We start from the raw sequence: 13,687 nt of genomic DNA on the forward strand, positions 1-13,687 counted from the left end.
GTCTAAATTAAAACTTTCGACATTCATTTTCATATTGAATTACTCCTAACTATCTGATGATTCTTTTTAGGGAAATGAAAATCCTCTAAAAAGATTGGGTCGATTTATCTAAATTCTAACACTTATTGCAGGTCAGGTGTAGAAAACTGATTGATTTTTTTTCAATTCTTTAAAGATAAAATGGATCAGTGATTTTTCAATTGGGTAAAGGCTTGGTTCAAATCATCTAAAAGATCTTGGGCGTACTCGATTCCTACGGATAAACGAATCAATCCGTCTTTGATTCCAGCTTTTTCGCGTTTTTCTTTAGGTACAGAGGCATGAGTCATCACAGAAGGAATTTCCACTAAACTTTCGACACCACCTAAGCTTTCAGCGAGGATAAATAGTTGCAAAGCTTCTACAAAAGGAATTGCATCTGCGTCGTTTTTCAAGGTAAAGGAAACCATTCCGCTATAGCCGGACATCTGTTGTTTCGCAATTTCATGATTATTATGGGTTGTTAGACCAGGGTAATAGACTGCTTCAACTTCAGGATGGTTCGCTAATAATTCTGCTACAGCATAGGCATTTTTTTGATGTTCTTCCATACGCACACTAAGAGTTTTGATCCCGCGTTGCATCAACCAACTATCTTGTGGACCTAATACGCTACCGATGGCATTTTGATAGTAACCAATTTGTTCCGCCAACTCTTGGTTGTTTGTCGTAACTAATCCAGCAACGACATCACTATGCCCGCCTAGATATTTTGTGCCACTGTGTAAAACAATATCAGCGCCTAATTCTAAAGGTTTTTGAAAGTATGGTGTAGCAAATGTGTTATCCACGATTGTTAACAGGTCACGATTTTTTGCAATGGCAGCCCCTGCTTTCAAATCGGTGATTTTAAGTAGAGGATTACTTGGTGTTTCTAGGTACAAAGCTTTTGTATTGTCTTGAATTGCTTCTTCAATCTGTGCAAGATTACTTGTATCGACGATCGTATACTCTAACCCATTTTTTGTAAGAACATTATCAAATAAACGGAAAGTTCCACCATAGACATCATCGCCTAAGAGAATGTGATCTCCAGATTGGAATAAGGAAAAGACTGCATGGATTCCTGCTAGACCTGAGGCAAAGGCAAAGCCACGAACGCCACCTTCTAAGTCTGCGATCAATTCTTCTAAAGCAAAACGTGTTGGATTACCTGAACGTGAATATTCGTATTCTTTCGGTTGTCCAACTGCATTTTGGCGGTAAGTCGATGTTTGATAGATCGGTACGCTAACTGCACCGGTTGTCGGATCTTCACTAATACCACCATGGATCAATTTTGTTTGAATATGCATAATTATTTCCTCCAATTTCTTCATTGAGTTTATTGTGTCGTTTGTTGCTTACAGATAAATATTTTTTGATAAGTAACGATCGGACGTGTCTGGAAATATGGTCAGGATAGACTGTCCGTTCGGTAGACGTTGTGCTTCTTTTAAGGCTGCGGCAAAAGCGGCTCCGCTCGAGCTGCCTACTAATAATCCGTGTTCTTTTGCTAGTTGACGTGTGTAAGCAAATCCTTCAGCATCAGAAATCGTTTCAAATCGATCAATTGTCAACTCACTAAGAAAAGGGGGGACAAATTCAACGCCGATGCCTTCAATTTCGTGCCCATGTGAAGGACCACCATTCAAAATTGATCCTTCTGGCTCAACACCAATCAGGCGAAGTTCAGGTAAACGATCTTTTAGAAATTTTGCGGTTCCAGCAAACGTACCACCACTTCCAATACCGGCAACAAAACTATTGATTGACCCTTCCAATTCTTGAAACAATTCAGGCCCCAATGTTTGGTAATAAGTGGCTGGATTGTCTGGGTTTTCAAACTGCAAGGGAACATAACTATTTGGGATCTCAGAAGCTAATTGTTTACTTTTTTCGATCGCACCAACGATTCCTTCTTCTGTAGGAGTGTGTACGATTTTTGCGCCTAGTGCCTGCATGATTTTTTGTTTTTCTATACTAAATTTTTCTGGTACGACAAAAATTGTTTTTAAATTGAATTTCAAAGCTGCCAGACCTAAACCAATCCCTGTGTTACCAGCAGTTGGCTCAATGATCGTTGTTTCTTGATCGATTTTTCCGCTCTCAAGACCGGAAGTCAATAAATACAAACCTAAACGGTCTTTGATACTACCTCCTGGATTCAAGTATTCCAGTTTTGCATAGATCACGGAATCTTTTGGCATAGGAAAATCTTGCGCAGTAAATTTATAGACGGGTGTATGCCCGATTGCTTCAGTAATTGATGAAATGATCACGAATCCAAACCTCCAAAAAAGTAAAATAAAAAGGAGCTGACTATTTAATCAGCTCCTCGTAAGATCATAAATTGAAAAGACCAAGAAAGAAAACACTTTCACTACAGAAAGAGATCTTTCATTCAACTATGAAGGGCAATTAATAGACATGGCAAACAGTATGCTGTTTTTATACACCATACAACAACACTTCAATTGTTTTAAGTAATTGATTGCCATGTTTATCCCTCCAATAATGATTTAATTAAAAATAGCATGAAAAAATAAGAAAGTCAAAGACTATCATTTGAAAAGCAATAATTTCCTAGTTTTATAGACGTTTGTCTGATACAATAAGGGTGATTATGATTAAGAAAAAAAGGAGCAAAAAATAATGATCTCAGCAAGCGATTTAAAAGCCGGAATGACATTTGTCCAAGACGGAAAATTGATCAAAGTAATTGATGCAAGCCATCACAAACCTGGTAAAGGAAATACTGTGATGCGTATGAAGCTAAAAGATGTTCGTACTGGTGCTACTTATGATACGACACTAAGACCAGACGAAAAATTTGAAAAAGCACACATTGATACAAAACCAGTTCAATACTTATACACAATGGATGATACAGCATTCTTTATGGATCTAGAAACATACGAACAATATGAGATCCCTGTAGAAACTGTAGCTGAAGAAATGAAATTTATCTTAGAAAACATGGAAGTTAAAATCCAATTCTTCGGTAGCGAAGTGATTGGTGTCCAATTACCAACAACAGTTGTCTTACGTGTCGTTGAAACACAACCATCGATCAAAGGTGCGACAGTGACTGGTTCTGGTAAACCTGCAACGATGGAAACAGGCTTAGTAGTCAATGTTCCTGATTTCATTGAAGCGGATGAATTACTAGAAATCAATACAGCAGAAGGTTCATACGTAAAACGTGCAAAATAACCGAGTGTAGTAAAAAAGCTTTTAAGCAGGATGCTTAAAAGCTTTTTTTTATATTAATCAGTTAATCAGCAAACAATGTTTGTAGTTTTAAATGATGGACTTCTAACAGTCGTTGATACAGATTTGTCTCAAAGTCTCTATAATGACAAAAATCAAGGACTGTATACTTAGAAGAATCAAGACCATTAGGAATCAGCAGGGGGGAACCAAAGATGAAAAAGTCATATTCTTCAGTGATGGGAAGCGTGAGTCGCTCGATATCTACAAAGGGGATCTTCTTGCCTAAATTCAAGATTTCTGCGGAGATCAGATGCTCAGAGACGTTGACAAACCCAACTTTCAATTTATAGTTTTCATCGATTTCTGAATAATATGGATAAAGTAAACTGGCTTGTAGAAAGGCTAATTCACTTACGCAAGATTTCAACCAGGTATAGTTTTTTCGTTGTGCGATTTTTTTCCAAAACCCTTCGATTTTGATTGTCAAGATACGTAAAAGTGGGTATTTATCTTGAATATAAGAAGAGATAAATAATGTGGTCAAAGGAATTTTTTGCTTGAACATGCTAAAGTTACCGATGGATAGATAGAGATTCAAAAGCAAAGCGGGCTCTTTTTCAAAATGGAATGTACCAATAAATGTCTGACAGTGCTCTTGAAATTCCTCTAAAATAGCTTTGATCTCATTACTCGGTTGTTGATAGGAATGTTGCACGATCGGCACACGAATATCTTGATTAGAGGTAAGAAACGGCCAATAATAGAACAAATAAAACAAAGAGTTTACCTCTAAGATATCTAAACGAAGATTCGCAATTTTGAAGAAGTCGTAAAAAAAGTCAATGTTTGTTTCACTTGGAATAAAGGAATCTCTCGATAATCGATAGATATCCGTAAAATGATTATTTTCGATCCTCAGCAAACAAATCAGACAATGGAGACTAGCTTGTTTTTTTCCTAAATCAAACTTATTCTTGTGTTGCGATCCTTCGTGCTTATAAATCAATGCGCGAACTTCTTGGCTGTAAGGAATACTATCCAGACTTTCTCCTAATGAAACAAACCAAAAGAAGTTGAAAAAAATGATACGAATCAGCATTTCAGAACCAGATAAGGTAAGATTCGATAAATTCAAATTGATATTGTACTCCTTCAAATATTCAGCCAATTTTTTTGTTTGTCGAAAACATGTTGAGCGGCTGATAAAATGGCGATTGCAAAAAGCTGCAAGATCTTCATCTTGTTCAGTCAGAAGACTGATCAATAATTTATAAGGAACACTTTCTGTTGATAGGAAATGTTGGTATTGGGTATATTGAACAAGTTGTTCAGGAATGGATAACTTGTTTTTAGTATGTAACAGTTTAATATCAGTAAATTGTTCTAAATCATCTTCTATAGCACATAGGATTTTTTTGAAACGGGTCGGACTGAAATAGAAATCTAAGTTTTCTCGTACATGATCTAAACTATATTCCCCCGACCATAAGGTCATTATCTTTCCATACACATTTAATTTCATTCTTGCATGGTCATCTAATAAAATTTTTTCAATCAATTCTTCACCTTCTTTTTATATTTTTATTATTAATACCGTATTTATTTTTCCTTGTAAATACTTGTCTCAATTTTCTAAAAAAACTCTACCGGATTTAGAAATATTTTTTTTAAATTTGTCTCAAAATTATTGCTCAATGAGTATATTTTGTGAGAGAAAAGAATAATAAATCGGTTTTAAATAACTAATCATTCAATGTATTCGTTTTACTATATCAAATTTAAAGCTACTTAAAATAACTGTAATTTAATAGTTAGAGACAAAAGAGAAGAGAACTAGAAAGATTAGTGAATTTTTTCTTTTTTTTATATTATCTAATTGAATTTTAAAGTTTTTCTAAGGAGGTATCCATAAATGAAGAAGCGAAATTATTTCATCGTTTTCTGTCTATTTTCTCTATTTTTCGTCACCTATTTCTATTTCCAAAAAGGAAAGACTGTGGCAGCTAATGAAGAGGCAACCATTGAAGTCTTAAATAATGAATATGGCAAAGTAAGTATTAGGAAAATAGATCGTCAGCTAACGGTCGTGTATCGATTAAATGAGCAAACACAAGAAAACAGATTTTTATTCCAGTTACATCCAAAAGATGCACCTGAAACGAATCTGCTTTCCTCTTATGTTTCTCAGGAATATCAAGAATACACAGATGAGCAACAACGAAAATGGCTAGCAGGTGATTTTTCTCAAGCCATTGAAGAAAAAGAATTGACCATTGAATTGCCGAGTACGAGCAAAGAATTTCAACTCAATATTCAGATAGAAGAAAAAACGGGTCAGTTACTTTTATCTGAACCAGCTTCCTTTTCATTTTCTATAGATAACGAGAATCAGGAAACTGCACAAACGAGTGAACCAACGTCTGAAACCACGACTTCTTCTGAAAACAGTGAGGTGTCGGATGATTCATCGATAGCTAAAAACGAATATCGTCCGTTTGAACAACCACAATTATTCAATGAACAGTTGAAACCGAAAGGGTTAGCGACGATTGAACCGGAATATACCACAGATGAGCAAGGAACCTATCCGCAAGCGATGTGGCAACCGGAAAATGACGAGAATGTACGAAATCATCAAGGGAATCGTCATGGTCAATCACAATGGGATGGATTGACGAATTGGGATGGTGACCCAACCAATCAAAACAATTCTTATATTGAATATGGTGGGGAAAAAGAAGAAGCCGATTACGCAATCCGTAAATTTGCCAAAGAGACAGCGACTCCTGGATTGTTTGACTTGTATCTGAATGTTCGAGGAAATACCCAAAAAAATATCCCTCCTTTAGATGTCGTTCTGGTTGTTGACTGGTCTGGCAGTATGAATGAGGACAATCGTATTATTGAAGTGAAGAATGGGATTGATCGATTTGTCGATACCTTATCAGAAAGTGGTGTAACGGAAAAAATCAATTTAGGTTATGTTGGTTTTTCTAGTGAAGGCTACGACAATCGAACGATACCGATTGCAGGATTTGATTCTGTAAAGGAAGAAATCCAAGCAGCCACACCTGATTCAACAAGTGGTGGTACGTTTACTCAAAATGGTTTACGTCAGGCAGGCGAGATGTTGTCTGAACAAAATGGTCACAAAAAGGTGATCGTTCTTTTGACTGATGGTGTTCCGACATGCTCCTATCACGTATCAAGTGTGGTGACTGAAGAGGACGTTAGTTATTATGGCGCGACTTTTAGCAATCAAGTCGATCATCCCGAATATACTTCAAAAATTTCCCCGCCTTATCTTGTACCTGTTAGAGACCAATATTCACAATGGCGTTGGATCAATTCAACGTTTACAGCAACGATTGGTGAAGCAATGGCATTGAAACAACGAGGAATCGAGATCCATGGCTTGGGTATACAGTTGCAAGGAGATGAAACTGAAGGCATCACGAAAGAGGAAGTAGAACGTCGAATGCGTAAGATGGTTTCCACTGGTGAAGACGGCACGGCATATTATGAATCTGCCAATGAGTCTACAGATATTGCTGATTATCTAGCCAAAAAAGCTGTGCAGCTTTCTGGAACAGTCGTTGATGGAAAAATCACTGATCCAATCATTGATCCATTTGTTTATCAACCAGACAGCGCTTCTGTTACAAGTGTAGGGACAACCCCTCTATCGATTGAGCCACTTCTCTCTATTGATGGGCAAACGATCAACGTCGATAAAATCTATTTAGAAAAAGGGCAAGAAATCCAACTACATTATCAAGTGAGACTCCAAACAGAAAGCAAAATGTTCGAGACTGATACTTGGTATCAAATGAATGGGCAAACAATCTTCCAACCAACGAGCAACCCAGATGTTCTTGCTAAATTCGGTGTGCCGTCAGCCAAAGCACCAGGTGTATCTCTTGATTTTTTCAAAGAATGGGAAGAATTTGATCAAGATACGACGACTCGACCAGAGAAAGTGATTTACGAAATCAAGCGAACAGGAATCACCGAAACATCTAGTTGGGAAAGTGGCTATGTACAATTAAGTAAACCGGAAGAGGAGAACACCAATGTTTGGGAGCGAACCAATATCACCAAACTTCTAGCGTCCAGTGAAGCGTCTCGTGAAACCCTCAGCTTGCCAAAACACAACAATCAAGGGCAAGAATTTCACTATGAAGCGGTGAATGAGTTAGATGTACCAGGATATCAATCAGAAAAAGTCAACGCAACGACTTGGAAAAATAAAAAACAATTTGTTCCTTTAGATTTAAAAATAACCAAGAAAACTTCGTCAGCTGACCATCTCCTAAAAGGAGCAGTGTTTCAACTAACGATTGAAGGTCAGGAGATTCAGCTGATCGACCATGAGGATGGTACCTATTCATTGCCAGAAGGCACACGCCTTGAAAAAGGAAAATCTTATACATTGACAGAAATCAGTGCACCTGCTGGACATGAAAAATCGGAAAAGCAGGCGTGGGAAATTGCTATTTCTGACAATGGGGAAGTAACAGTGGACAAACAACAAGCTACAGTCACTGATCAAGTGATCCAATTGACGATTGAGAATCCATTTGCAGACCTTCCGATAGCCATAAGAAAATATACCGAAAAGGACAAACAAAAAATCAATCTGGCAGGAGCAACTTTTGCTTTACAAATAAAAGGAGAAACAGGAACCTATCATACACTGAAAGAGGAAGTTACCGCGTCATCAGGATTGGCAGAATTCGTGATACAAAAAGCGGGTGAATATCGCTTAGTAGAAACAGCAGGACCGCTTGGTTACGATACGATTCCAGGAAACTATGAATTTAAAGTTGACCCTTACGGTACGATTCTCTATGACGGAGAAAATGTAGAGGAAGATACCGTTTGGACATTGACGCATATGAATCAAATCAAACCTTTTGATTTAACAGTCCTAAAGCAAACGGATACAGGACAGGTGTTAAAAGGGGCAGTCTTCCGACTATCCGGTTCAGATGGACAGGTTGAATTACCAAACGACGATAAAGCAACTGATACATTTGTTTTTGAGAACCTAAAACCGGGTGAGTACACGTTGGAGGAAATCAAAACACCAGAAGGTTATCTGGGGTTAGAGCAACCCGTACAGATCGTTATCCAAACGGATGGAAAAGTAACTGTAGATGGTGAACCATCAGAAATCCAGTTACAAACTGATCATACGAACAACCAAATCCATTTGGTCATCACCAATCAGGCATTGATCCCAATGCCTGAAACCGGAGGATCTGGCCGACTTGGCTTCCTATTATTAGGTATCCTTGCGATTGTTTCATTTGTCGTTTATTTAAGGGGGATGAGACGAGGAGGCATTTCAAGTTGACCAAGTATTATTGGTTCTTGCTGTTGTTGCCTTTTCTGTTAGTTGGTGGTGCCAAAACGTGTATCGCCCAAACACAAGAGATGGTCCAGTTGATTGTCCATACTACGCAACCCTCATCAGATAAACAAACGGAATCTCATAAAGCGAGTTTTGCGGTTTACGATGTGACAAAATCATTTTATCAATTACGTAAAAAAGGATTTACTGTCGAAGAAACACAACAAATCATTGCGTGACAAGGTACTTCAGCAGGTTCTTTTCTAATGGAAAAACTGGTGAAGTCGAACAATGATGGAGAAGATGTAGCAATCTTTGATCTACGTGAGTCAACGAATCAAATAGGTAACGTTTATTTAGTGAACGAAACCACTCACATAGCAGATGCGTTTGTAGGATCACAAAATGTAGTCGTGGTTTTGCCTCTTTATGATTCATATGATCACCCACAAAAGGCAATCCATCTCTATCCTAAAATGAACCAAGAGCCATCTGCGATCGTCTTTGAAAAAAAGCTTGTAGAGGAAAAAAACACTTATTCGATTGGTGAAAAGATCTACTATCAATTGGATATCCAGTTTCCAAATGGAATAGCAACTGAAGAAACATGTGTAGTCACTGACAGTGCGACGAAAGAGTTGGAGTTGCTAACTGAATCGCTCAAAGTCCACAGTGAAGAAAAACACTTGGAAAATCTGACGTTTCATAGCCATAGTCAAGGATTCAGTATTGCGTTTAACGGTCAAGACTTGCAAGATCTGGCAGGTAAAACAGTGAGGATCAACTATCAGATGCGTTTACGACAAGATGCAATCGCTGATCAATCGATCATCAATCAAGCGACATTAGATATCGGAACAGCATCATTGTCACGAAGTACACGTATTCGAACAGGAGGGAAGTGGTTTCAAAAAGTTACAAAAGATAAGGAACAACAGGTGCTAGAAGATGCAATGTTTATGATCAAAAACCAACAGGAAGAATACCTGCATTTGAAAGATGGAAAATATTGCTGGAAAAAACGAGCAAGAGATGCAATAACGCTGACTTCTGATCGAAATGGCTTATTTTCCATCAATGGCTTAGCAGACGGAGAATATTTACTTGAAGAAATCAAAGCACCAAAAGGGTATAAAAGAAATCCTTATGCTGTCTCGTTTGTCGTAAAAAGTATGTCATATGCCATCAATGGACAACCTAGTGAACCTTTGAAAATCACTAATCAGAAACAAGAAACGAGTTTTCTTTTTCCAAAAACAACTGACGAAAAAATAAGTGTTGGTATGATTGGTGGCATATCGATCATAGGTAGTTTCATTATTTATCAAAAGAACAGGAGTAAAGAAGAATGAAGAATAGAAAAAATTTCAAAAAAGTATTACTATGTCTTATTTCATCACTACTTACACTGGTGGCATTACTTCCTAATCCACAAGTGTTTGCTGAAGGAATGGATGCACAATTGGTGATCCACAAAAAGAAAATGTTAGATTTCCCACAACAAGAGATCCAAAATACAGGGAAAGAAATGACTGAATTCAACAACTATCAAGGGTTGGCAGATGTGACGTTCCATGTGTATGATGTCACCGAATCATTTGCTGAAGCAAGAAAAAATGGCGCGACGATTGAAGAAGCAAAAGCGATCGTCCAATCACAGACTTCTGGCACAGCTCTTCTTTCTGGTACCACAGACGCTCAGGGGGATCTTTCTTTAGCATTGCCAAAAAAACAAGCTGGAAAAGATGCAGTTTATGTGATTGAAGAAGAAGCAAAATCAGGAGTAACAGCTGCTGCAAATATGGTTGTGGCATTTCCAGTATATGAACTGATCAAACAATCCGACGGTTCATATCAATATGGGACAGAAGAATTAGACGTAGTTCATTTATATCCTAAAAATGTCGTGGAAAATGAAGGAACGCTGAAGGTCAAAAAAGTAGGTTCAGCAGAAGGCGAAGCACTAAACGGTGCGGAATTTGTCATTGTGAAAGAAGATGCAGGTGTTGCCAAATATTTGCATAGTGTGGCACAAGGAATGTATACATGGACAACTGACAAATCTAAAGCAAAACACTTTGTGACTGGCAAAAGCTATGAAATCGGTGAAGAGGACGTTGCTGAAAATGAAGCAGAGAAAGGTCAAATACTCATTACTGGATTAGAAGTTGGCGAATATGTGTTAGAAGAAGTAAAAGCACCTGAAAATGCAGCGATGATCACTGAGCAAACGAAGACACCATTCACAATTGTTGCTGGTAGCCAAACGCCAGTTGAACTTACAGTGAAAAATGATACGACGAAAGTAGAAAAAGAAACGCCGCAATTAGATGGGCAAGACGTAGCAATCGGAGAACCGATCAATTATGAGATCAGCGTCAATATTCCTCTTGGGATCGCGGATAAAGAAGGATCAAACAATAAATATACCACCTTCAAATTGATTGATACACATGATCCAGCTTTAACATTCATGAACCAATCAACGGGAGAAACAGGTTATGCACTTTACGATGGTGAAACGATCATTGATTCAACAAATTACCACGTAACTGAACAAACAAACGGCTTCACAGTAACGATTGAACCAACTTATATTCCTTCATTGACTCCAGGTGGTACGTTGAGTTTTGTTTATTACATGCATTTGAATCAGTTAGCAGAACCAACCCAAGGCTATAACAACGAAGCAAATGTTGATACTGGACATACGACAGATCAAACACCACCAACTGTGGAAGTACTGACAGGTGGGAAACGATTCATTAAAGTAGATGGAGCAGTAGCTGATATCAAACCATTAGCAGACGCTTCGTTTGTGGTACGTGATCAAGATGAAGCAACAGCGAAATATTTGATCATTGATCCAGTAACAAAAGCAGTAGCGTGGACGACTTCACAGGAAGAAGCAACGATTTTCACGACAACAAGTGATGGATTAGTGGATATCACAGGCTTGTCTTATGGTACGTATTATTTAGAAGAAACAAAAGCACCAAACAATTATGTGAAACTAACTGAACGAATTGCGTTTAAGGTCGATCAGCAATCTTATGCTGTTGCAGGTGAATTGGTTGCACCAGAGAAAGTACCAAACAAACACAAAGGGACATTACCAGCAACTGGTGGCAAAGGCATTTCATTGTACATTTTCTTAGGTGTGGTTTTACTGACAATCGTGGGTGCATACTGGCTAAAACGACCAAAAGTTAAATAGTATCAAATGAAGAACAAGTGACTCGCTGAGGAGAATAAAATGAAACAAAAAAAATGGCGTCTGTTAGATCTAATCATGTTCTCGGTATTTTTTATCGGTGTCCTCAGCTTGGCGTATCCTTTTGTCAGTGATACGTTGAATAATTATCTCGACCAGCAGATCATCAAAAATTATCAAAAAAAGGCAAAGTCTGAACATGCGACAGAACTTGCTGAATTACAAAAGCGGATGATCAAAAAAAATGAACAACTGGCATCAAACGTAGCGATGCCAGAAGCAGACCCATTTTCCAAGAAAAAAAAGAATGATCAAAAATCTCAGAAATCGTATATCGAATCACATACCGTTGGTGTTTTGACGATCCCCAAAATCAATGTCAGCTTACTGATTTTTGATCAAACAACGACGAAACTATTGGAAAAAGGCGCTTGTCTGCTCGAGGGCACCTCATACCCGATCGGAGGCAAATCGACACATGCGGTACTTTCCAGCCACCGAGGCTTGCCGCAAGCAAAATTGTTTACAGATTTACCTCAATTAAAAATAGAAGATCACTTTTATATTGAAATCAATGGACAGTATCTTGCGTATCAAGTCGATCAGATTAAAACCGTAGCACCGACAGAAACAGAAGCGCTACAAATCCAAGAAAATCAAGATTTAGTCACACTGGTTACTTGTACTCCATATATGGTCAACAGTCACCGTTTATTAGTACGCGGACACAGGGTCGCTGTTGAACCAGAAGAAATAAAAGAATCGTTAGAAAAAGTGAAACGGGCGAAGCGTACTGCATTTTTACTCGTAAATGGCTTGATCAGTGTGTTTTTGTTGCTATTTCTTATCATGATGATAAAATATTTTACAAAAGTTATTAAAAAATAATATAGTTTCGGAAACTAGATGATAAAGTTTTTGTAAACATAACATCTTTCATGTATAATGAAATTGAACAAACGAAATGGAGTGGATCAAGATGGAGATAGAATTTAGCCGAAAGTACCAAATCGTCAATGAAGTATTAAATGCGGTGACCCATGGGATTGCAGCTTTGTTAAGTCTGCTTTGCTTCAATTTGCTGATGGATCGCGCCCATACGACCTTAGATTATGTCGCTTTTGCGATTTATGGTAGTTCTCTTTTTCTGCTATTCTTTTCTTCTACGTTATTTCATAGTTTGATTTTTACGAAAGCAAAAAAAGTATTTCAGGTATTTGATCATTGTTCGATCTACCTTTTGATTGCTGGAACCTACACGCCATTTTGTCTGCTAGTCGTGCAAGGAACGACAGGACTAGTTTTGCTAAGTGTTATTTGGGCGACAGCAGTGATTGGCATCATCTATAAATGTCTGACTTTAACAAAGACAAACAAGGTATCAAAAGTTTCAACGATCATTTACAATGTGATGGGGTGGGCAATCATCGTTGTGCTACCTAAGCTCTATCAGAATATCGATTTGACTGGCTTGCTACTGCTAGTTGGCGGAGGAATCGCCTATTCTGTGGGATCACTATTTTATAGCATGAAAAGCAGACGATTCACCCATGTGATTTGGCATCTATTTGTCATGTTAGGTGCAGCGTTGATGTTTTTAGCAATCTATGTAAGTAATTGATTTAAGGAAAATATGATTCAAAAAACTGACCAATTTATTGGTCAGTTTTTTTGTCTGTTTCTAAGAGAATTATGTGAAAATAAATAGTGGTTTTTTATTTTTTGTTTTCTGTATGCAATAAAATTGAAAAATTAAACATTTTTGCTGAAAATAGCGATTTAAACTAGACAATTCAAACAATTTTGTTTAATATTATTCAAATAAAATTCAAATTATAATCTAAGGATATTTCAATTTGATGAGAAAATAATTTTTTGAAAAG

Annotated in this window: 11 protein-coding genes (1 of these 11 running past the window's edge); 7 read left to right on the forward strand and 4 right to left on the reverse strand. The window is 37.5% G+C overall.

What is annotated here, in order from left to right:
- From IGJ99_RS02310 to IGJ99_RS02320, 3 genes are all read right to left on the reverse strand, one after another.
- On the reverse strand, positions 1-33 hold the start of the coding sequence (locus IGJ99_RS02310) for an S-ribosylhomocysteine lyase (protein WP_019724149.1). Its footprint begins 426 nt before the window's first position; the window shows 33 of its 459 coding nt (coding positions 1-33); it begins with the start codon at positions 31-33; its stop codon lies beyond the left edge, outside the window.
- A 152-nt stretch (positions 34-185) separates the two neighbouring features.
- Complete coding sequence (locus IGJ99_RS02315; RefSeq protein ID WP_019724150.1) at positions 186-1,334, reverse strand: cystathionine gamma-synthase; 1,149 nt, start codon at positions 1,332-1,334, stop codon at positions 186-188.
- Between the two features lie 48 nt (positions 1,335-1,382).
- A complete protein-coding gene (locus IGJ99_RS02320) occupies positions 1,383-2,300 on the reverse strand; it encodes a PLP-dependent cysteine synthase family protein (RefSeq protein WP_023519093.1) in 918 nt (305 codons plus the stop codon).
- 373 nt (positions 2,301-2,673) lie between these two features.
- Here IGJ99_RS02320 and efp point away from each other — a divergent pair, with 373 nt between their 5' ends.
- A complete protein-coding gene (gene efp, locus IGJ99_RS02325) occupies positions 2,674-3,234 on the forward strand; it encodes an elongation factor P (RefSeq protein WP_010736336.1) in 561 nt (186 codons plus the stop codon).
- A gap of 61 nt (positions 3,235-3,295) precedes the next feature.
- On the opposite strand, the gene IGJ99_RS02330 is transcribed toward efp, so the two are convergent.
- Complete coding sequence (locus tag IGJ99_RS02330) at positions 3,296-4,792, reverse strand: helix-turn-helix domain-containing protein (RefSeq protein WP_224434508.1); 1,497 nt, start codon at positions 4,790-4,792, stop codon at positions 3,296-3,298.
- A gap of 354 nt (positions 4,793-5,146) precedes the next feature.
- On the opposite strand from IGJ99_RS02330, the gene IGJ99_RS02335 reads away from it, so the two are divergent.
- The 6 genes from IGJ99_RS02335 (at position 5,147) to trhA (ending at position 13,425) form a co-directional block, all read left to right on the forward strand.
- Complete coding sequence (locus IGJ99_RS02335) at positions 5,147-8,593, forward strand: SpaA isopeptide-forming pilin-related protein (protein ID WP_438770540.1); 3,447 nt, start codon at positions 5,147-5,149, stop codon at positions 8,591-8,593.
- The gene (locus tag IGJ99_RS02340; RefSeq protein WP_438770541.1) at positions 8,590-8,829 is read left to right on the forward strand and encodes a hypothetical protein; all 240 of its coding nucleotides are present in this window, start codon (positions 8,590-8,592) and stop codon (positions 8,827-8,829) included. The genes IGJ99_RS02335 and IGJ99_RS02340 overlap by 4 nt, the downstream gene beginning before the upstream one ends.
- Positions 8,830-8,856: 27 nt before the next feature.
- Positions 8,857-9,942 carry an isopeptide-forming domain-containing fimbrial protein gene (locus tag IGJ99_RS02345; RefSeq protein ID WP_438770543.1) on the forward strand — a complete coding sequence of 362 codons (1,086 nt, stop codon included), beginning with the start codon at positions 8,857-8,859 and terminating at the stop codon, positions 9,940-9,942.
- Positions 9,939-11,807 carry a SpaH/EbpB family LPXTG-anchored major pilin gene (locus IGJ99_RS02350; RefSeq protein ID WP_438770544.1) on the forward strand — a complete coding sequence of 623 codons (1,869 nt, stop codon included), beginning with the start codon at positions 9,939-9,941 and terminating at the stop codon, positions 11,805-11,807. The genes IGJ99_RS02345 and IGJ99_RS02350 overlap by 4 nt, the downstream gene beginning before the upstream one ends.
- Positions 11,808-11,846: 39 nt before the next feature.
- Complete coding sequence (locus IGJ99_RS02355; RefSeq protein ID WP_438770546.1) at positions 11,847-12,692, forward strand: class C sortase; 846 nt, start codon at positions 11,847-11,849, stop codon at positions 12,690-12,692.
- A 91-nt stretch (positions 12,693-12,783) separates the two neighbouring features.
- Entirely contained in the window at positions 12,784-13,425 is a 642-nt protein-coding gene (trhA, locus tag IGJ99_RS02360) for a PAQR family membrane homeostasis protein TrhA (RefSeq protein WP_010736330.1), read from the forward strand.
- Positions 13,426-13,687: the final 262 nt, after the last annotated feature.

Source organism: Enterococcus sp. AZ095b, assembly GCF_051714725.1.
Lineage (GTDB): Bacteria > Bacillota > Bacilli > Lactobacillales > Enterococcaceae > Enterococcus_B > Enterococcus_B pernyi.